The following is a 19,843-nucleotide window of genomic DNA, read 5'->3' as shown; positions in this document are numbered from 1 at the left end:
CATGACACTGACAGAGACCACCCTGACGCCGGCTGCGCGCAGCACCCACATCCCGTCACCCGACGGAATCGCGATCGGCCAACGCCGCCGGGTGCGCTCAGCGCGGGTGGGCGACCGCTTCAACGTGTTGGGCGCCGCCGCCGCGGCCATGGCCCTTGCCACCCTGATCTTCGGTTGGGTCACGCCGCTGTCCGGGGGCATTGGATGGACGATTGTCGCCTTCCTCTCCTTCATCGGCTTCTACGCCCTGCTGGTGAGCTTCACGGCTGACTTCCAGGAGGTGAAGGACCGGGTGATGGCCGTGTTGCTCTCCAGCGCCGGTGTTGTGCTCTTCGGCGCCCTGGTCTTTGTCGTGGCCTTCACCCTGGTGCGCGGGCAGGAGGCGCTGCCCCACCTCAACTTCTTCACCGAGAGCATGGAGATGGCCGGGCCCCTCGACGGACTCGACGTCGGTGGCATCCTGCACGCCATCGTCGGCACCCTGATGCAGATCGGCATGGCGCTGATCATCACGGTTCCGCTGGGCATCCTCACCGCGCTCTTCCTCAACGAGGTCGGCGGCCGGTTCGCCCGGTTCGTGCGCACGATTTCGGATGCCATGACCGCGCTGCCCTCGATCGTGGCCGGCCTCTTCGTCTACTCGGCGATCATCGTACTGATCACCCACCAGCGGTCGGGTTTTGCCGCAGCGATGGCGATCACGGTGATGATGCTGCCCATCGTCATCCGGGCCTCCGACATCGTGCTGCGCCTGGTGGCCGGCAACCTGCGCGAGGCCGCATATGCCCTGGGGTCAACCCGGTGGCGCACCATCTGGCACGTTGTGCTGCCCACGGCCCGGCCCGGGCTGGCCACGGCCGTGATCCTGGGCACCGCACGGGGAATCGGTGAGACCAGCCCGGTCCTGCTCACCAGCGGCGTGACCGCGGTCGTCAACCTCAACCCGTTCGAGGGCCCGATGATCTCGCTGCCGCTTCAGGTGTTCGACTTCGTCAAGTCACCTGAGCCCAACATGATCGCCCGCGGCTTCGGGGCGGCGGCGGTTCTGATCCTGCTGGTGCTCGCCCTGTTCGCCATCGCCAGGCTGATCGGTGGGCGCGGCCCGGGCGACCTGTCGCGCCGCCAACAGCAGCGGGTGGTGGCGGCCTCGTTGCGTGACCTGCAGCGCATCACGATCCGGGGCGACCTCCGCCATCCGCACCAGCCTGCCCCGCTCCCGCCTGCCCCAAAGAAGAAGGAGTCGTCCTCGTGACGCCGAAAACCCGGTGGATTCGTGTAATCCACGCCCTGTTCGCACTCAGCGCCGTCGTGATCGTGAGCCTGACCGGCGCCCTGCCGGCGCAGGCTGTCAGCTACGACCCGATCTCGGGCAGCGGCTCGACCTGGTCGCAGAACGCCCTCGACCAGTGGCGCACCAACGTGGCGTCGAACTACGGGATGACCGTGAACTACAACGGCGGCGGTTCTTCGACCGGTCGCAGCGACTTCATCGCCGGCGTCGTCCACTTCGCTGTGAGCGAGGTCCCCTTCCAGCTCGCCCCGGAAAACGGTACGGCACCAGAAGTACCTACCAGGGGATACGCGTACATGCCCATCGTGGCTGGAGGCACCTCCTTCATGTACAACCTCAAGATCAACGGGGTGCGAGTATCCAACCTGCGGCTGAGCGGCGAGGTCGTCACCAAGATCTTCACCGGCGTTATCACCAACTGGAACGACCCGGCCATCCAGGCTGACAACCCCGGCCTGGCCATGCCAGACAAGGGCATCGTGCCGGTTGTCCGCTCCGACGGCTCCGGCTCTACCGCCCAGTTCACCCTCTGGATGTCCAAGCAGCACCCCGACCTGTGGAACGCATTCTGCACCTCGGTCAACCGTCCAACACCCTGCGGGCTGACCTCCCAGTACCCCACCTTCGGCAACGCCAAGGCCCAGAGCCTGTCCTCAGGGGTGGCCGGCTACGTCAGCCAGGACTACGGCGAAGGCGCCATCACCTACGTCGAGTACTCGTACGCCCTCGAGTCCGGCTTTCCCGTGGCCAAGGTGCTCAACCAGGCCGGCTACTACGTCGAGCCCACTGCCTCTTCGGTGGCCGTTGCCCTGACGACAGCCCAAATCGACCAGACCCCCGGTCCGAACTACCTCACTCAGATCTTGGACGGAGTGTACAACAGCGCCGACGCACGAACCTACCCACTGTCGAGTTACTCGTACATGATCGTTCCCACGGAGGTCGGCGGCGTCTTCTCGGCCAGCAAGGGCTTCACCCTGGGCGCGTTCGCGAATTACATGCTCTGCGAGGGCCAGCAGCAGGCCGCCGATTTGGGCTACTCGCCGCTTCCCATGAACCTGGTGCTGGCCGGGTTCGACCAGATCAAGCGCATCCCGGGGGCGGACACGTCGGGTGTGGACATCAATAAGTGCAACAACCCCACCTTCAAACCCGGGGATTCACCCTCCAGCAACCAGCTCGCCCTCACCGCCGCGCAACCGCAGGACTGCGACAAGGTGGGTCCCAACCAGTGCACCACCGGGACCGCCGGCGCCCCGGCGGAGACCCCGGTCTCCGGCTCGGGAACCGGCGGAAGCGCCACCGGTGGAACCACGGAGACCGCCGCGGCGGCGGCCGCCGCGACCGGCGGCGCTGCCGCCGCCTCGACGGGTGCCGCGGCGGTGTACGACGCAAACGGCGCCCTGATCTCCGGCGGGGCAGCCGGGTCGACCCTGGCCGGTGCTGCCGTGGCCACGCCCTTCGCACTGGCCGACGAAGGCTGGGGGACACAGCAATCCTTGATGCTCCTGGCCGCGACCCTCCTGGTGGCGGCGGCAGTGCTGCCGCCGGTCTTCTGGCGACGCCTGGCGCCGCGCGGTGGCAAGGGCGGCCTCAAATGAGCCGCCACGCAACCGTGAAAACCTCGCTCTGGACCCGAGCCGGTGCCGGCGGCATCGTCGTGGGCCTTCTGGTCGGCGTCGGCGTTGCCGCGCTCACCTCACTGGCCCCCGTCCCCGCCGTGGCCGACAACTCAAGTGCCGTCACCGTGACCTCCGCTGACTACGAGCTCGACCCGGACGGGGCACCTTTTCCCGATCTCGCCGTGACCGTCTCCAAAACCACCGACCTCGTGTCCGAGGGCATCCTGGTGAGCTGGACCGGCGGCAAGAAGTCGGTGCGGCCACAGGGCAACGTCGGCGGAGAGAACTTCCTGCAGATCGCGCAGTGCTGGGGCGAAGACAAGGACCACCCCGGGCACCCCGACCGCACCACCTGCCAATACGGCGCCTTCCCCAATGCGGGCCGCGACGCCAACGTCAACGCCAACGTCGCCCCTGACCCGGACAAGCCGGATGTGGCGCCGAACATCGCGCCGGAGGACGAGCAATACACCTCGGCCGGCTCCGGGTTCGCCGTGCCGCCATACACGTCGATCCCCTTCCAGCCCCGCAACGGCGCCATCGTGGCCTCGGTGATCGAGAAGGACGGCGTGCTGGTGCACGACACCACCGTCGATGTGAACAAGAACGAGTACTTCACCGAGTACACCTCCAACGAGGTCAAATGGGCCGGTTCAGACGACACCGGTACCGGCTCGGCCAAGTTCGAGGTGCAGACCACCATGCAGTCTCCCGGTCTCGGCTGCGGTGAGCCGGAGGTGGCGGACGGCGTGACCAGCGGCAAATCCTGCTGGCTGGTCGTCATTCCCCGCCCCGTGGGAGATTCAGGCACCAACGAGATCGTCCGGCCCGGTCTGTTCTGGGATGCCTGGCAGCACCACGTCGCGGTCAAGCTGGACTTCAAGCCCGTCGGGGTCCGTTGCGAGATCGGCAGTGCGGAGGCCCAGCTCGGCGGCAGCGCGCTCGTGGCCGGTGCCATCTCGTCCTGGCAACCGAACCTCTGTTCCGGCGCGACCGGATCCGCGTTCGTGCTGAGCACGGGCAACGAGGCAGACGTGCTCGCCAAGGCGAGCGGCACCGCGCCGAGCCCGCTCGCGCTGACTTCTTTCCCGGCCAGCACGACCGTGGCCGATCCGCTGCAATACGCCCCGGTCGGAATCTCGGGGGTCACCGTGTCCTTCGCCATCGACCGCCGGGTCAAACCGGTCGAGGGCATCAGCCAGGAGTACAAGGACCGGGAAACCCAGGCCTTCACTTCCCTCAACCTGACCCCTCGCCTGATCGCCAAGCTGCTCACGGCGTCCTACATCTCTGCGTTGCCGCCGGGCGCCGACCTCACCCACATCAACTACATCGACTACGCGCACCAGGGCGACAACGCCCGCAACATCACCAGCGACCCCGAGTTCCTCGAGATCAACGACGCCGAGTGGGCTGCCCAGGACCTCAACAGCGCCTCGTTGTCCGATTCGATGGCGCCGTCCGGCCGGTCGGACCTCGCCACCCAACTGTGGCGGTACGTGATGGCGGATGCCGACGCCGTGGCCTTCCTGGACGGCACCCCGGACGAGTGGGGCATGATCGTCAACCCGTGGTATTCGACCAACGCCGGCATCAACCCGACCGGCGCGGGCTTCACTCTGCCCAGGGACAATTTCCCCAAGGCCGACCCGGTGGAGAAGCCGGCTACGACCGGCTCGAATGGGGTCGGCCCGGTGAACCTCGTGACCTGGCGGCCCTACACCTCCGACTTCGAGAACGGCGCCTACCTCACCCTGCGCGGTGACGGTCAGCAGCTCGGTGGCTGGGACCAAACCAGCACACCACCGAAGTACCTGAAAACGGCTCGCAGCCTGGTCGGCGAGCAGGGTGTGATCGGCCTGAGCACCGCTGCCTCCGCTGCCCGGTACCAGAACGTCACTGCCTCGCTGCGCAATCCGGCCGGTTCCTTCGTGGCCCCGACCAGCGAAGCGCTCCTCGCCGCCGCCGCGGCCATGACTCCGACCAGCCAGCAGGCGAAGGTCCTGGAATTCGACCCGGCCACCGCCGCCGCAGAGGGCGCCACCACCGCGTACCCGCTGACCATGCCGATCTACGCCGCGCTGAATCCGTTGCAGACGGACGCCACCCTGCGGGCGAAGTTCGCGAATCTGATTCGGTACGCGGCCACGGACGGCCAGAAGCCGGGCACCGCACTCGGCCAGTTGCCCGCCGGGTATGCGCCCATGCCTCAGCCCTGGATCGACCAGGCGCTCGTCGCAGCCACGGCCATCGAGAAGGGCATCAGCCCCAATACCAAGCCGACCCCCGCCCCTGCCCCTGCCGCTGCTGTGACGGTGCCGGTCACCAAGCCGGCGGCGGTGCCCGCAGCAGCCAGTGTGACGGGAGCCGTTGCCGCCGCTGCGGCGACTGTCGCGGCGGCCACCGACCCCACGGCCACCGGAACCGTGGCCGGGCCGCTGCTGGGGTCGAAGACTCCCGACGACCCCGTCGTCGGCCCCGTGGCCATGGCGGTTCCGGCCGGACTTCTCTCCGGCCTGGTAGCCGCAGGGGCTGTCCCCATGATTTCGCGCCTCAGACGAAAGCGGCTCTGATGCGCCACAGCTTGGCGGTTCGACCCCGGGCACACGCCCAGGGCGCGCACGTCGGGACAAACGGATCCGCCCGGACTCCGTTCCTTGCATCACATCCGAAAGGCATCACCGTGATTTCGAAGAAGGCTATTGCGCTCTGCGCGACTGTCGGCGTCACCCTGTCTGGAATTGCCCTCGCTGCACCGGCATACGCCGAGCCCGTCTCCAATAGCTATTCCATCGTCGGATCCGACACCCTCGAAGACGTTGTCGGCGCACTGGCCAACGGCACTCGAATCACCGGATCCACCGTGCGTACCACCGCATCCGGTTCGACGCTCGGCTCGTTCGACGCCACCGGAACGCCCTACATCACCACCAAGTCTTCCGGCGTTCGTCTCGGCCGGCCCAACGGCTCCGGCGACGGCGTCAAGGCGCTCAGCCGCTCCATCGACGGCGCCGCATACACCTCTGGCACCGCCGGCGGACCGGCCAACGTGACCATCACCGGCCAGGTCGACATCGCCCGCTCGTCCAGCGCCGGCACGAGTAACGCGAACGGTGAGCTGCTGTATGTGCCGTTCGCCCGCGACGCCATCGCCTACGCCTACCAGGGCTCGGCCAGCGGCATCGGCTCGATCACCGCCACCCAGATGAAGAGCCTCTATGAGTGCTCGGCCGGATTCAAGATCGGCGGCGTCACCGTCACCCCGATCATTCCGCAGGCCGGATCGGGAACCCGCAAGGACTTCATCAGCAAGATCGGCGTCACCGAGGCCAGCATGCTGACGGTCGCGGAGGGTGGCTGTGTCGTTGAGGGCCAGGAGCACGACGCGACCACCCTGACGGCCGAGTCCGTCATGCCGATGGCCGTCTCGCGCTGGATCGCCATGAACACCGGCGCCAGCTACGACAAGCGCGGCAGCGGCACCCTGGGCTCCCTCGTCTCCGGCGTCGCGCCGGTCACCGGCACCGGAACCGCCATGGTTCCCAACGCTTCCTACTACAGCAACGGCACCTGGGGCCGCGACACCTACCTGGTTGTCGAATTCGCGCGGGTCGACCCGACCAACGCGAAGTACGACGCCAAGCTTGCCGGCCTGGTCGACCCGACCAAGGTCACCAGCCTCACCAACACCGCCTCGGTTCTGGCCAACCAGCCGGGCGCGGTCAAGAAGAAGTTCGGCATGCTCGCCCCGTCCAACACCACCGCCTTCCGCGTTCTCAAAACTGCCTAGCCCGCACCCGCGCACATTCACAAAAGGAATATGACAATGAAGATCAGCAGAAAAGCCAGCATCGCAGCAGCCGGCCTGATGTCCCTGGCCCTCGTAGCCGGTGCAGCGACGGCGGCCCAGGCCGCCCCGCAGACCAACGGCTCCGACGGACCCATGTACCTCTACGACGGCGCAACCGGCGAACTGATCCCCGCCGGCTCGCCGTTCGCGTGGGACGAATCCGCCGTGTCCTCCAACTCCGCCACAGACCCCAGCGAACCCCTGTTCTGCCCGGTCGGCTCTGAAGGCGCCCAGCAGTTCCTCTCCCCGGTCGGCCAGGAGCGCACCGTGCTCAACTGGACGGCCTTCTCCCCGGGTGGATTCGACCCCTCCCTCGACCTGTCGGTGCTGCTGGCTCCGCTCATGCCTGAGGGATTGATCAACGGTCTTCCCGGCCAGGCCGCGGCCAAGGCTGCCGGCGGAACTTACAGCCTCGGCGTGGCCTGCACCATCAACAACGACGTCACCGTCGTGGGCGCGTTCTACCGCACCATCACGGTCGACGCCGGCACCGGTGTCTGGCGCGCTGCGGCGGTCGCAGACGCCACGCCGACCGACCCGACCGACCCGACCGACCCGACCGACCCTGCCCCTGAGGGCACCTCCGGCACGATCGCCCTGGCACCGACTGTCGTCGGTGCCACCAACGGCGTGCTGGCGCTGACGGTTCCGGCGGGCGCCGCGGCGACCTTCGGCACCCCGTCCCTGGTGGACAACAAGTCGACCACCACCGGTACCCTCGGTGCCGTCACGGTGAACGACGGTCGTGTTCTGACCCTCAACGGCTGGGACCTGACCGCCAATGTCGCTGACTTCGTGAACTCCGCGGACACAACCAGCATCATCGGCAAGACCCAGCTCGGCGTTGCACCGTCGGTCACCGCGACGGGCACCACGGCGACTGGTGTCACCGCCGCCGCCGCGCAGGTCGCCGGTTCCGCCTCCTACCCGGCGGCTTTCGCCGCGGCGGCGGCAGGCAGCACCGTCGGCGCCAGCGTGTTGAACGCCGGACTGACCTTTGTCGCTCCCCAGGCGAAGGCGGCGGGTACCTACACGTCGACCATGACCCTGACGGTCGTCTCGAAGTAATCAGCACCTGAATGACGGGGGAGGGGCGGTGTCTGACGCCGTCCCTCCCCTCCTCACCCCGTACCTTCCGCCAGAAAAGAGATCGCCGACCGTGACTAACCGCCGCACCCGCTCCCGCCGCCTCGCCCTCGTCTCGTCGGGTTTGCTCGTCACCCTGGGACTGACCGTGGGCCTCGGTGCCGCCGGCGCCTGGGCGGATGACTCAGACGGTATCGCCGGATCCCCGGCGGCCAACGGCAGCGTCGACCAGACCCGTTCGCGCTACAGCTATCAGGTCGACCCCGGCCAGCAGGTGGCAGACGAATACCTGGTGCAGAACACCGGCACCACCGCGCAGGCCGTCACCGTCTACGCCACCGACGCCTTCAACGCTGAAGACGGCAGCTTTTCCCTGCTCGACGGCGGGGTGGAGACCGTCGATGTCGGGCACTGGGTCAGCTTCGACAACGGCGCGAACAAGGTCGAGGTCACGCTGGAACCCGGCGGCTCGCAGATCATCCCGTTCACGGTCACCGTGCCCGCCGACGCCCAGCCCGGCGACCACGCCGGCGGCATCATCGTCTCTGCCCTCTCCCCGGCCGGCCAGGTGACGGTGGACCGCCGGGTCGCCATCCGGCTCTACGCCAGGGTGAAGGGGGAACTCCAGCCCGGTCTCACCATCAGCAGCATCTCCTCGTCCTACCGCGGTGAGCTGAATCCGTTCGCCGGCGAAACATCACTCACCATCAGCCTGCAGAACACCGGAAACGTCTCGCTGGGCGCCAACACCGTCGCCCAGGTGCGCGGCATCTTCGGCATCCCGCTGTCGGACCTGACCCGGACGCCGATCCCCGAGATGCTCCCCGGCAGCTCCCGCACCGTCACCATCGTCGTGCCGGGAGTGGGCCCATGGATCTACCTCAACCCGCAGGTCTCCCTCGCAGCCACTGTCGACGAAGATGCCATGCCGCCAGGGCTCCTGCCCTCCGCCCAGCGCAGCAGCGATCTGTTCGTTGTGCCGTGGGCCTTCGTGATCGTGCTGGTCCTTGCCGGGTTCGTCCTGCTCGTCGTGCGACTGAGTCGTTCCAGGGATTCGGCTCGCGCCACGGCCTGGATCGCCTACACAGAGGCCGAGGCCCGCCGAAAAGCCCGCGAGGAAGCCACGGCCTAGCCGCTATTTCCAGATCTCATCCATTCCGAGGCAGATCATTCGAGCGTGCGCCGCCATTTCTTCCCCGCGCGTTTGCTTGTAGTTTGCTCGCCCAACAGCTCAGAGAAAACCGGACCAGACTAACTTGACTGTGCTCATCTCCCACACCGTGCGTCACCTCCTGATCGTGGCGCTCTGCGCGCTGGTGCCCGTGATCGGCCTGATGGGACTCTCCGTCAGCGCCCAGGCGAACGAAGACCCGGATGGGGTGAGCCTCACGGTCAGCGTCCTCGGCTCCACCTCAGCACCCAGCCCGGCAGCCACGACTCGGGCGAGCACCAGGCCCGCCTCGCCCGTCACCTCCCCGACTACGCAGGTGACCCCGGTGGGCTCCGCGGCCACGGAGGCGCTGGGAACGGACCCCGTCGTCGTGGCCGGCGTCCTTGCCGTGAGCGGGCTCACCGCGACCGCACACCCGACCGCGGGTCCCGACGGCGGGGACATCGTGCTCACGTTCACGGTGAAAAACCTCACCGACAATCCGATCAGCTCGTCCCTCCGGTTCTGGGTGGACAACGCCGTCGGCCTACAAATCCGTGCCGCGAATGACGCCTCGCTCACCGACCTGGCCGGTGGTGAAACCCGCACCGTCACCACGACCTTCACCGATGTGAGCCAGTGGAGCGTCTTCAACAGCCACGTGACCCTGACACCGCCGGACAGTGTCGACGGCACCGCGATGACACCGGTCACCCGGGACGCACTGCTTCTGGTTCCGCCATACTTCGTACTGCTGGTCGCCAGTCTGGTCGTCGGCCTGTCCGTCGCCGCTCGCTATGCGTTCCTCACCAAGAGGCTCTTTCCCGTCAGCGTCGCGGAAACCGCATCGTGACCCTGACCAGGCCGCCGCGCGGCTGGAAGCCGGGCCGGGCTCCTGAGCCGTCCTACGAACAGCCTGACGCTCCAACGCCCGTCGGATCGCAGCCGCCCAAGGGATGGCGCCCGCGCCAGCCGCCGAAACCCCCGCGCCGCATGCCGGCACCGCCGACCGTGCTGGTCCTCACCCCGGCTGACCTGCTGCTGCGCACCATCCTGGCGATTGTCGCGGCGTTGATCTTCGGCTTCCTCGCCAACCTCACGGTGCTGGGAAACCTGCAGCACCTCGTCTCCCAGCAGCAGCTCACCGACACGCTGCGGGTGGAACTGGCCCAGGGAACGGCGCCGGTGAGCGAGGGAACCGTCGACAAGGTGCTCCTGGCCGACGGCGCCCCGCTCGCGATCATCGACATCCCCTCGCTCGGTGTGCACGAGGTTATTGTCGAGGGCTCCGATTCCGGGACCACCCGCCTGGGTCCCGGGCACCGCCGCGACACTGTGCTGCCCGGCCAGGCCGGCATCAGCGTGGTCATGGGCCGGGCCGCCGCGTACGGCGGGCCGTTCGCGCGCATCCAGGAACTGGCGCCGGGCCAGGTGTTCACCGTGCTGACCGGCCAGGGCGAGCAGACCTTCGAAGTGATCGGGGTGCGCTACGCCGGAGATCCAGCACCGACCCCGCTGGCCGCGGGGGAGAGCCGTCTGATCCTGGAGACCGCGCGCGGGGCGGCCTTCGTGCCGGGCGGCGTGGCCAGGGTGGATGCCGTTCTGACGAGCGAGACACAGCCGGCGGGCATCCGCCAGACCAGCTATGTCACCCTGCCGGCGTCGCACAAGGAACTGGCAACGGACACCACGACGGTGTGGGCGCTGGCCTTCGCTCTCCAATTCTTCCTCCTGATTGAACTGGCGATGATCTGGTCCTTCCGCCGCGTCGGCCTGCAGAAGGCCTGGACGGTTTTCATCCCGGTCGTGGCAGTCGGTGGGCTTTTCGTCGCCGACCAGGCCGTTCGGCTCCTCCCCAACCTGCTCTAGCGAACGAAACGAGTCCTCATGACCCAGTCCACCCAGGATGCCGAGCTGACGCAGGTGCTGTCGGCCGTGACGACGGCCCCTCGCCCCGCTCACCCGGCCGACCGGGCTCAGCCAGACCGTCGGGCGCGGCGGTCCCGCGGCTTCGCCTTTCCGGCCCGCATGGGCACACGAACCCCGACCGTCGGGCTGCCCATCGCGGTGGAGCCGCGACCGTTGGCCACCCTGGAGGGGCGCAACGTGTCGGCCTGGTTCGGCGAGCGGCAGGTGCTCGACAGGGTGAACCTGACCATGCCGGCGGGCGTCATCACCTCCCTGATCGGCCCATCCGGCTGCGGAAAGTCGACATTCCTGCGCATCCTGAACCGGATGCACGAGCTCGTGCCGTCAGCGAGCCTGGCCGGCGAGGTGCTGCTCGACGGAGAGGACATTTACGATCCGGAACGCAAACTCGTCGACGCCCGTAAGCACATCGGCATGGTTTTCCAGAAGCCCAACCCGTTCCCGGCCATGTCGATCTACGACAACGTCATTGCCGGGCTCACCCTCACCGGCGTCCGTGCCTCGAACGACGAGAAGGACTATCTGGTCGAGAGCTGCCTGACCAAGGCCGGGCTGTGGACCGAGGTTCGGGACCGGTTGCGTGCCCCCGGCGGCGGGCTGTCCGGCGGGCAGCAGCAGCGTCTGTGTATTGCCCGGTCCCTCGCGGTGACGCCTCGGATCCTGCTGATGGACGAACCGTGCTCGGCCCTGGACCCCACGTCGACCCGGGTGATCGAGGAGACCATGCTCGAGCTGGCCCACGAGGTCACTATCGTCATCGTCACCCACAACATGCAGCAGGCCCAGCGGGTCTCCCAGAACTGCGCGTTCTTCCTCGCCGCCCAGGGCACCCCCGGCGGGATCGTCGAGCACGGGCCGACCGACCTGATGTTCGGCGACCCGATCGACAGCCGCACGGCGGACTACGTCAACGGCCGGTTCGGATAGCCGGCGTGACGCTCAGTCGAAGTCGAGACTGAGCTTGCGCAGGAGGGCGGCGAGGCGCTCCTGGTCTGCTGAGGGCAGGCTGGCCAGAAGGGCGGCCTCGGCGTCTACCAGACGGGTGATCGCGGCATCCACCCGGGTCAATCCGCCGGCGGTCATGCCCACAAAGATGCCGCGGCCATCGTTGGGGTCGGTGCGGCGGGTGACCAGGCCCCGTTCGACCAGCCTGTCGATACGGTTGGTCATGGTTCCGCTGGACACCAGGGTCTGCTGCAGCAGCAGCTTCGGGCTCAGCTCGAACGGGGCGCCGGCCCGGCGGAGCGCCGACAGCACGTCGAATTCCCAGGAGTCCAGCTCCGACCGCGAGAACGCGGTGCGGCGGGCACGGTCCAGATGCTTGCTCAGCCGGGCGACGCGGGAGAACACCTGAAGCGGCGCGAAATCCAGGTCGGGGCGCTCCCGCAACCAGGCATCAACGATCCGGTCGACTTCGTCATGAGCAGGCATCCGTCCATTATCCGGTTTTCGTCGACCCCGGAAACCGCGGATGACGCGGGGCGTCCGCGCATCTGGCAGACTTGACTCCGTTGCCCGGCCCCGAGCCGATGCAATCCGCCGTGGTGTAATGGCAGCACGACAGCCTTTGGAGCTGTTAGGTCTAGGTTCGAGTCCTGGCGGCGGAGCTCATGTGTGAGAGCACAGTTGAGAGGACCACAGTGACCGATTCCCGCCTCGCTATCATCGTGCTGGCCGCCGGCCAGGGCACCCGCATGAAGTCCAGCCTGCCCAAGCTCATGCATCCGCTCGCCGGACTGCCGATCATCAGCCATGTGCTGGCCACGGCCCGTGCCCTGGATGCCGCGCACGTGATCACGGTGCTCCGGCACGAGCGTGAGCGCCTGGCCGAGCTCGTCGCCTTCGACCTGCCGGAGAGCCTGCTCGTCGATCAGGACGAGATCCCCGGAACCGGTCGCGCCGTGGAGCAGGCCGTCGCCGCGCTGCCCGCCGACTTCGACGGTGACGTGCTCGTGATCAGCGGTGACGTGCCGCTGCTGAACGCCGCGACCCTGGCGAACTTCATCGAGGCGCACCGGGAACGCGCGGAGGTGTCCGCCACCGTGCTGTCGGCGTTCCCGACCGACGTCACCGGCTACGGCCGCATCATCCGCAGCGACGACGGCGGCTTCGACCGGATCGTGGAACACAAGGACGCCAACGACGACGAACGCGCCGTCGACGAGATCAACGCCGGCGTGTACATCTTCGGCCTGTCCGAACTGCGCGACCAGCTGGCCAGACTCACCACCGACAACGTACAGGGCGAGAAGTACCTCACCGACGTGATCGGTCTGCTGCGCGCCGCCGGGTCGGAGGTGCGCGCCGTGCCGGTGGCGGATGCCTGGCTCGTTGCAGGCATCAACGACAGGGCCCAGCTCAGCGACACCGCCGCCAAGCTCAACGCCGTCATCGTGCGGGGCTGGCAGCTGGCCGGTGTGACCGTGCAGGACCCGGCCACCACCTGGATCGACCTCAAGGCCACGCTCGCGAACGACGTGACCCTCTTGCCGGGCACCCAGATCCTCGGTTCCACCACGGTGGCCACCGGAGCGATCGTCGGCCCGGACACCACCCTGCTCGACTGCGAGATCGGCGAAGGGGCCACGGTCAAGCGCACCGACGGCACTCTCGCGGTGATCGGCGCCGGCGCCACCGTCGGCCCATTCGCCTACCTGCGGCCGGGCACCTGGCTCGGCGCCGACGGCAAGATCGGCACCTTCGTGGAGACCAAGAACGCCGTCATCGGCGAGGGCAGCAAGGTGCCGCACCTCAGCTACGTGGGCGACGCCACGGTCGGGGTGCACTCCAACATCGGCGCAGGCACGATCTTTGCGAACTACGACGGCGTGACCAAGAACCCGTCGGTGATCGGGTCCCATGTGCGCACCGGGTCGCACAACGTGTTCGTCGCGCCGATTAGAATCGGTGACGGAGCCTACACGGGCGCCGGAACTGTGGTCCGTAAGGACGTGCAGGCCGGGGCGCTCGCGATCAACGTGGCTCCGCAACGCAATATGGTCGGTTGGGTAGAGACCAACCGGCCGGGAACAGATGCGGCGACAGCCGCGTCACAGAGCGGAGACTAGGTGCCTGGAATCAAGAGCAGCGGCGAGAAGAAATTGGTGCTCATCTCGGGGCGAGCGCACCCACAACTCGCGATCGACATCGCCGCAGAACTTGGTTCGGAGCTGATCCCCACCGACGCGCGTACCTTCGCCAACGGCGAGATCTACGCCAGGTTCGACGAGAGTGTGCGCGGTGCCGACGCGTTCGTCATCCAGTCGCACACCAACCCCATCAACGAGTGGTTGATGGAACAGCTGATCATGGTGGATGCGCTCAAGCGTGCGTCGGCCAAGCGGATCACCGTGGTCGCCCCGTTCTACCCGTACGCCCGTCAGGACAAGAAGGGTCGCGGTCGCGAGCCGATCTCCGCCCGCCTCGTCGCCGACCTGTTCAAGGTGGCCGGCGCCGACCGCATCATGTCGGTCGACCTGCACGCCGCCCAGATCCAGGGCTTCTTCGACGGCCCCGTCGACCACCTCTTCGCCATGCCGGTGCTGCTCGAGCACTTCCGGGCCAAGCTGGACCCGTCCACCCTTACCATCGTGTCGCCGGACATGGGCCGCGTGCGCGTCGCCGACATCTGGAGCGACAAGCTCGGCGCCCCGCTGGCCATCATCCACAAGCGCCGCGACCCCCTGGTGCCCAACCAGATCACCGTTCACGAGATCGTCGGAGAGGTCAAGGGTCGGGTCTGCCTGATCGTCGACGACCTGATCGACACCGGCCGCACCATCGTGCAGGCCGCGGAGGCGCTCATGGCCGCCGGCGCCATCGGTGTCGTCGTCGCCGCCACGCACGCCGTCTTCAGCCCGCCCGCGCTCGAGCTGCTGCAGAACGACGCCATCCAGGAAGTCGTCGTCACCGATACCCTGCCGATCCCCGAGGACAAGCGTTTCCCGACGCTGACCGTGCTGCCGATCGCGCCCCTGCTGGCGCGCGCCATCCACGAGGTCTTCGACGAGGGATCCGTCACATCGATGTTCGAGGGCGCCGCGTAAGGCTCGCACTCAGCACGTTCGCGGTTGGCCGGTCCCGTTTCGGGGCCGGCCTTTTCGCGTTTCAGAGCACGAGTTCGACGGTGACCGTCGCTGTGTCGCCCACGCCGATCCTCTCGGCCTCGCGGATGGCCTTCTTCACCGGCAGAACAAACCGGCCCGTGGCGCTCTCGGGGAAGATCGAGGTGGCCCACCTTGAGCCGTTGATGGCCACCCGCACTCGCTGTGAGCCGAAGCCGACCCGCAGTCCGTCGGTGAGCTCCCGAATCTCGTCGGACTGGTCGGCGGGCAGCGAGACGAACACCCACGCGTTCATGCTCTCGGTGTTCCACAGTGCCGTCGTGAAGGTAAAGGTGGGTCCCATCGGGCGCCTTTCGTCGGACTAGGTCGTGACGCCGGCGCCCGGCGGCCGGAACGGGCCCGGGATGATGCCCAGCGGCATGACGAAGGTCTGGCGTTCGTTCTGGTCGATTGCGTAACACTGCCAGCCGAAGCCGCCCGCCCCGACCAGCTCGAACCTGGCGTCGATGCCCTCAGAGAGCGGGTAGTAGCGCGTCACGGCCGCGGCGCAGGCCCTGGCGGCCGTGGCCGAGGCGATGCTCATGGTGGTGAGCACGCCGGGCACGAGCAGGGCGACGAGGCCGAGGATCACGGTGATGCGCATGAGCAGCACCATCCGCCGGCCGCGGAGGGGCCGGGAGGAGTCCGTCGGTTCGTAACCGGAGAGTTCGGGGTGAAAGTCGCTCATGAGTGCCCTCCAGTAAATCAGATCGGGCGCCCGATCGCGGATGCCTGCGGTTCACCTTGCGGCCGTATCCTTGCCGCATGCACGCTACGGATCGGCGGGAGGGCCAGGGTGCCCTCCAGCGGCACCTCGGTACCGTCGGGGCGATGGTGCTGGGCCTGGCCGCGATGATCGGCGCCGGGGTGTTCTACGTGTGGGTGCCCGCGGCGGCCGCCGCCGGCTCCGGTCTGCTGATCGGGCTGGTCCTGGCGGGGCTGGTCGCCTCGCTCAATGCCCTGAGCTCGGCGCAGCTGTCGATGAGCCATCCGGTGTCCGGGGGAGTCTATGTGTTCGGGCGGGCGACCCTCGGCCCGTGGTGGGGGTTCTCCGCCGGCTGGTTGTTCCTGGCCGGCAAGACCGCTTCGGCCGCGGCCATCGCCTCGATCCTGGGCGGCTACCTGTGGCCGGAGCAGGCCCGGCCGGTGGCGGTAATGGCGATCCTGGTGCTCGGAGCCGTCAACCTGGCGGGTGTGCGCAGCACCGCCAGGCTCAGCGCTGCGGTGGTGTTCCTGGTGCTCGGCGGGCTGCTCATGCTGGTGGTCGTGGTGGCTGCCGGGCTTGCCGGCGGGTCGCTCACGGCCTCGTTCGACACCGGGTCGCTGCTGGCCGGCGGCGGGGCGGGCATCCTGCAGTCGGCCGGCCTGCTCTTCTTCGCGTTCGCCGGCTACGCCCGCATGGCCACGCTGGGGGAGGAGGTGCGGGACCCCCGCCGCACCCTGCCCCGCGCGATCGTGGCCGCCCTCGGCGTCACCCTGGTGGTCTACGCGGTGATCGGAGTGCTCTGCGTGCTCGTGCTCGGACCGGCGGTCCTGGCGGACTCGGTCTCGCCGCTGGCCGACCTCGTCGGCGGTGCGGAGCCGTGGACCGTCATCGTCCGGGTGCTGGCGGCCATCGCCTGCCTGGGCTCGTTAGCCGGCATCCTGGCCGGACTCAGCCGCACCGGGCTGGCGATGGCGAGGGAAGGCGACCTGCCGGGCGCACTCAGCCGCGTGTCGCCGACCCTGAACACCCCGGTGTCGGCGGAGATGGCCATGGGCCTGGTCGCGGTGCTCGGCGTGCTGCTGCTGGATGCCGCCCGGCTGGTGGGCTTCTCGGCCTCCGCGGTGCTGGTCTACTACGCAATCGCGCATCTGGCCGCTCTACGGCAGCCGGGCGAGCAGCGCTGGCTGCCGCGCTGGGTGCAGTACCTGGGCGTGGCCGGCTGCCTGCTCCTGGCCCTGACCCTGCCCTGGCCGGGGGTCGTCGCCGCGTTCGGCTGGCTGGCGCTGGGCCTGGTCGGACGCGCCCTGCGCCTGTCCCGCTCCGCCCCGAGCTAACTGTTGCCCGATCGGACATGTGCGTCCGGTGCGCCGGGCGCAAATGTCCGCTTCGGCAACAGAAGTAGGCGACCGCGTGGGCGGCGGCCCGGCCTCCACAGGGTACCGGCTGCGCGATTGTGCACAGGCGGCGGTAGATTCCGTGGTTCTGGAGCGTCGGATGTGACGCTCCAGCCATGACCATTGACCGGCTGGACCCAGAAACAGGCCTGTTCCTCGTGAAGAAGATCGGCGTGAGCGACACTGACGCGAGGCTCGCCCGGCGGGAGGTCGACCTTGGCTCGGCCACGCGGCTCAGGCGTGGCGTCTTCACGACGGCTGAGCGCTGGCGGAGCATCGACCCCGGGCAGAGATACCTGGATCGGATCCGGGCCGTCGTGGAGACCCGGAAATACGATCCCGTGGTCAGCCATCAGTCTGCGGCGGCACTCTGGGGAATCCCGCTTGGCAGTCCGTGGCCGCACGCCGTACATGTGCTTGCGCGGCCGGCGTCGCACGCACGCAGCAAGAACGGGGTGCTGGTGCACCGTTCCGAGTTCGCGTGGGAGGAGATCGTCGAGATCGACGGAGTGCTCGTGACCAGCCCGGCGCGCACCCTGCTCGACCTCGCCAGAACCGTGAGCTTCGCGGATGCCGTCGTGGCGCTCGACCACGCACTCAACCCGGACCGCGCGGACCCTCGGGTACTCCTTTACGCCGAGGAGCTGTCCGAGTCCCTGGCCAGGGTCGCCTCGGCGCGAGGGCTGGTCAGGGCGCGGCGGGCCATCGACTTTGCCCGCCCGAACGCGGCCAACCCTGGGGAGTCGCTGAGCCGGGTCTCGATCTTCGAGCTGGGCTTTCCCGACCCGGCCCTGCAGACCAGGCATCCCAACCCCCGCGGCGGCTGGTACTTCACCGACCACGAGTGGCTGGCGTTCATGGTGATCGGGGAATTCGACGGGAAGGGCAAATATCTCAAGGAGGAGTACCTGCGCGGCCGGAGTCCCGGCGAGGTGGTCTACGAGGAGAAGATTCGTGAGGACCACCTGCGTGCCGAGGGCTTCACCGTGGTGCGCTGGGGATGGGCCGAGCTGACCGAACGGGCAGTGTTGCGGCGCATCCTGCGGAAAGCCGGACTGCCCATCATCCGCTGACCTGCCTCGGTGCCCACGCCAACACGTGTTGCCCGTGCGGACTTCTGCGGCCGGTGTGCCGGGCGCAAATGTCCGCACGGGCAACAGTTGCCGAGCGGGTGGTGCGGGAGCGAGGAACTCCGGGGGAGGGCCCCCTGGTCGAAGGAGCCCTAGTGCGAGGAGCCCTCGGTGACGATCTCGGTGCGGTCGCCGGACCACAGGGTGTGGAAGGTTCCCTCCTTGTCGACGCGCTTGTAGGTGTGCGCCCCGAAGAAGTCGCGCTGGCCCTGGGTGAGCGCAGCGGGAAGGCGGTCGGCACGCAGGCTGTCGTAGTACGCCAGCGACGACGCGAACACCGGCGCGGGGATGCCGGCGTGGGCGGCGTCGGCGACAACGTTGCGCCAGGAGTCCTGGGCCGTGGCGACGACATCGGTGAAGAACGGGGCGGTGACGAGCGAGACGAGTCCCGGGTTCTCGGTGTAGGCCTCGGTGATGCGGTTGAGGAAGCGGGCGCGGATGATGCAGCCACCGCGCCAGATCTTCGCGATGTCGCCCTTCTTGATGTCCCAGTTGTACTGCTCCGCACCGGCGACGATGGCGTCGAAGCCCTGCGAGTAGGCGATGACCTTGGACGCGTAGAGCGCCTGGCGGACACCCTCGATGAAGCCATCCACATCTTCGACGGGGTTGACGGTCGGGCCGGGCAGAGCGGCGGCAGCGGCACGCTGCGCGGGCTTGGAGGAGACGGAGCGGGCGAACACGGCCTCGGCGATGCCCGACACGGGGATGCCGAGGTCGAGGGCGGTCTGCACGGTCCACACGCCGGTGCCCTTGCTGCCGGCCTGGTCGAGGATGACGTCGACGAGCGGCTTCCCGGTCTCCGCATCGACCTGCTTGAGGACCTCCGCGGTGATCTCGATGAGGTAGCTCTCGAGGTCGCCCTTGTTCCACTCGGTGAAGATCTCGGAGATCTCGGCCGGGGTCTTGCCGGTTCCGCGACGGATGAGGTCGTACGCCTCGCCGATGAGCTGCATGTCGGCGTACTCGATGCCGTTGTGGATCATCTTGACGAAGTGGCCGGCGCCGTCGGTGCCGACGTGGGTGACGCAGGGCTCACCGTCGACGACAGCGGCGATGGACTCGAGGATCGGGCCGAGGGTGACGTACGCCTCGGCGGAGCCGCCGGGCATGATGCTGGGACCCTTGAGGGCGCCTTCCTCACCACCGGAGATGCCGGCGCCGACGAAGTTGATACCGGTCTCGCGCACGGCCTTCTCGCGGCGGAGGGTATCGGTGAACAGGGCGTTGCCGCCGTCGACGATGATGTCGCCGGGCTCGAACAGCTCGGTCAGCTGGCTGATGACGGCGTCGGTGCCCTTACCGGCCTGCACCATGATGATCGCGGTGCGGGGGGTCTTGAGCGAGGCGACGAATGCCTCGATGGTCTCGGAGGCGACAAAACCGGCCTCGGGGTGCTCATCCATGAGCAGCCGGGTGCGTTCGGGCGAACGGTTGTACACGGCCACGGTGTTGCCTTCGCGGCTGGCGAGGTTCCGGGCGAGGTTGGAGCCCATCACCGCCAGTCCGACAACGCCGATGTTTGCTGAACCGGTTTCTGACACGTGTTCTCCCTTAGATCTGTGAGTTGTGATCATGTTCA

At 68.2% G+C, this 19,843-nt stretch carries 17 protein-coding genes and 1 tRNA gene; 14 read left to right on the top strand and 4 right to left on the bottom strand.

The genetic code is table 11. From position 1 onward, the window contains the following. Position 1 precedes the first annotated feature (1 nt). From pstA to E3O60_RS16415, 9 genes are all read left to right on the top strand, one after another. Positions 2-1,252: a phosphate ABC transporter permease PstA gene (gene pstA / locus E3O60_RS16455; RefSeq protein WP_134409337.1), complete on the top strand. Its 1,251-nt coding sequence runs from the start codon at positions 2-4 to the stop codon at positions 1,250-1,252. Further along, positions 1,249-2,892 carry a phosphate ABC transporter substrate-binding protein PstS gene (pstS, locus tag E3O60_RS16450; RefSeq protein ID WP_241993291.1) on the top strand — a complete coding sequence of 548 codons (1,644 nt, stop codon included), beginning with the start codon at positions 1,249-1,251 and terminating at the stop codon, positions 2,890-2,892. The genes pstA and pstS overlap by 4 nt, the downstream gene beginning before the upstream one ends. Beyond that, entirely contained in the window at positions 2,889-5,486 is a 2,598-nt protein-coding gene (locus tag E3O60_RS16445; RefSeq protein ID WP_134409336.1) for a hypothetical protein, read from the top strand. The genes pstS and E3O60_RS16445 overlap by 4 nt, the downstream gene beginning before the upstream one ends. Positions 5,487-5,596: 110 nt before the next feature. After that, positions 5,597-6,703: a hypothetical protein gene (locus tag E3O60_RS16440; protein ID WP_088456739.1), complete on the top strand. Its 1,107-nt coding sequence runs from the start codon at positions 5,597-5,599 to the stop codon at positions 6,701-6,703. Between the two features lie 36 nt (positions 6,704-6,739). Then, the gene (locus tag E3O60_RS16435; protein WP_166788906.1) at positions 6,740-7,831 is read left to right on the top strand and encodes a WxL domain-containing protein; all 1,092 of its coding nucleotides are present in this window, start codon (positions 6,740-6,742) and stop codon (positions 7,829-7,831) included. Between the two features lie 91 nt (positions 7,832-7,922). Beyond that, positions 7,923-8,981: a WxL protein peptidoglycan domain-containing protein gene (locus tag E3O60_RS16430; RefSeq protein ID WP_166789007.1), complete on the top strand. Its 1,059-nt coding sequence runs from the start codon at positions 7,923-7,925 to the stop codon at positions 8,979-8,981. A 130-nt stretch (positions 8,982-9,111) separates the two neighbouring features. Further along, positions 9,112-9,852, top strand: coding sequence for a hypothetical protein (locus E3O60_RS16425; protein WP_166789006.1), 741 nt, complete (start codon positions 9,112-9,114; stop codon positions 9,850-9,852). Positions 9,853-9,992: 140 nt separating this feature from the next. After that, positions 9,993-10,868, top strand: coding sequence for a sortase (locus E3O60_RS16420; RefSeq protein ID WP_103461594.1), 876 nt, complete (start codon positions 9,993-9,995; stop codon positions 10,866-10,868). A gap of 18 nt (positions 10,869-10,886) precedes the next feature. Next, entirely contained in the window at positions 10,887-11,855 is a 969-nt protein-coding gene (locus E3O60_RS16415) for a phosphate ABC transporter ATP-binding protein (RefSeq protein WP_241993290.1), read from the top strand. Between the two features lie 12 nt (positions 11,856-11,867). On the opposite strand, the gene E3O60_RS16410 is transcribed toward E3O60_RS16415, so the two are convergent. Beyond that, positions 11,868-12,359 carry a MarR family winged helix-turn-helix transcriptional regulator gene (locus E3O60_RS16410; RefSeq protein ID WP_088456734.1) on the bottom strand — a complete coding sequence of 164 codons (492 nt, stop codon included), beginning with the start codon at positions 12,357-12,359 and terminating at the stop codon, positions 11,868-11,870. 104 nt (positions 12,360-12,463) lie between these two features. Between E3O60_RS16410 and E3O60_RS16405 the strand changes: the two genes are divergently transcribed. From E3O60_RS16405 to E3O60_RS18675, 3 genes are all read left to right on the top strand, one after another. Then, a tRNA-Gln gene (locus tag E3O60_RS16405) sits at positions 12,464-12,535 on the top strand. Positions 12,536-12,538: 3 nt separating this feature from the next. Further along, the gene (gene glmU, locus E3O60_RS18680; protein ID WP_198415067.1) at positions 12,539-13,996 is read left to right on the top strand and encodes a bifunctional UDP-N-acetylglucosamine diphosphorylase/glucosamine-1-phosphate N-acetyltransferase GlmU; all 1,458 of its coding nucleotides are present in this window, start codon (positions 12,539-12,541) and stop codon (positions 13,994-13,996) included. Next, entirely contained in the window at positions 13,997-14,974 is a 978-nt protein-coding gene (locus tag E3O60_RS18675) for a ribose-phosphate diphosphokinase (protein ID WP_134479672.1), read from the top strand. 61 nt (positions 14,975-15,035) lie between these two features. Here the strand turns inward: E3O60_RS18675 and E3O60_RS16395 are convergent, their stop codons facing one another. Together E3O60_RS16395 and E3O60_RS16390 are read right to left on the bottom strand one after the other, a co-directional pair. Next, positions 15,036-15,335 carry a DUF1905 domain-containing protein gene (locus E3O60_RS16395; protein ID WP_134498652.1) on the bottom strand — a complete coding sequence of 100 codons (300 nt, stop codon included), beginning with the start codon at positions 15,333-15,335 and terminating at the stop codon, positions 15,036-15,038. A gap of 18 nt (positions 15,336-15,353) precedes the next feature. Continuing rightward, entirely contained in the window at positions 15,354-15,719 is a 366-nt protein-coding gene (locus tag E3O60_RS16390) for a hypothetical protein (protein WP_134498650.1), read from the bottom strand. Between the two features lie 77 nt (positions 15,720-15,796). On the opposite strand from E3O60_RS16390, the gene E3O60_RS16385 reads away from it, so the two are divergent. Continuing rightward, positions 15,797-17,071 carry an APC family permease gene (locus tag E3O60_RS16385; RefSeq protein ID WP_134498649.1) on the top strand — a complete coding sequence of 425 codons (1,275 nt, stop codon included), beginning with the start codon at positions 15,797-15,799 and terminating at the stop codon, positions 17,069-17,071. Between the two features lie 176 nt (positions 17,072-17,247). Then, the gene (locus E3O60_RS16380) at positions 17,248-18,204 is read left to right on the top strand and encodes a hypothetical protein (protein WP_134498647.1); all 957 of its coding nucleotides are present in this window, start codon (positions 17,248-17,250) and stop codon (positions 18,202-18,204) included. A 149-nt stretch (positions 18,205-18,353) separates the two neighbouring features. Here E3O60_RS16380 and gndA read toward each other — a convergent pair whose 3' ends face one another. Further along, complete coding sequence (gene gndA, locus E3O60_RS16375; protein ID WP_255453176.1) at positions 18,354-19,805, bottom strand: NADP-dependent phosphogluconate dehydrogenase; 1,452 nt, start codon at positions 19,803-19,805, stop codon at positions 18,354-18,356. Between the last annotated feature and the right edge of the window lie 38 nt (positions 19,806-19,843).

It is taken from the genome of Cryobacterium sp. TMB1-7, assembly GCF_004402435.1.
Taxonomy (GTDB): Bacteria; Actinomycetota; Actinomycetes; order Actinomycetales; family Microbacteriaceae; genus Cryobacterium; species Cryobacterium zongtaii.
The sequence above is the reverse complement of the archived record's forward strand: the minus strand, read 5'-3'. Positions and strand labels throughout refer to the sequence as shown.

Bases quoted from the DNA above. Each gene is read 5' to 3' on its own strand.
- E3O60_RS16435 (WP_166788906.1), top strand. From the start codon at position 6,740: ATGAAGATCAGCAGAAAAGCCAGCATCGCAGCAGCCGGCCTGATGTCC.
- E3O60_RS16445 (WP_134409336.1), top strand. From the start codon at position 2,889: ATGAGCCGCCACGCAACCGTGAAAACCTCGCTCTGGACCCGAGCCGGT.
- E3O60_RS16395 (WP_134498652.1), bottom strand. From the start codon at position 15,335: ATGGGACCCACCTTTACCTTCACGACGGCACTGTGGAACACCGAGAGC.
- E3O60_RS16390 (WP_134498650.1), bottom strand. From the start codon at position 15,719: ATGAGCGACTTTCACCCCGAACTCTCCGGTTACGAACCGACGGACTCC.
- pstA (WP_134409337.1), top strand. From the start codon at position 2: ATGACACTGACAGAGACCACCCTGACGCCGGCTGCGCGCAGCACCCAC.
- E3O60_RS16410 (WP_088456734.1), bottom strand. From the start codon at position 12,359: ATGCCTGCTCATGACGAAGTCGACCGGATCGTTGATGCCTGGTTGCGG.
- E3O60_RS16415 (WP_241993290.1), top strand. From the start codon at position 10,887: ATGACCCAGTCCACCCAGGATGCCGAGCTGACGCAGGTGCTGTCGGCC.
- E3O60_RS16420 (WP_103461594.1), top strand. From the start codon at position 9,993: ATGCCGGCACCGCCGACCGTGCTGGTCCTCACCCCGGCTGACCTGCTG.
- glmU (WP_198415067.1), top strand. From the start codon at position 12,539: ATGTGTGAGAGCACAGTTGAGAGGACCACAGTGACCGATTCCCGCCTC.
- E3O60_RS16380 (WP_134498647.1), top strand. From the start codon at position 17,248: ATGACCATTGACCGGCTGGACCCAGAAACAGGCCTGTTCCTCGTGAAG.
- E3O60_RS16385 (WP_134498649.1), top strand. From the start codon at position 15,797: ATGCACGCTACGGATCGGCGGGAGGGCCAGGGTGCCCTCCAGCGGCAC.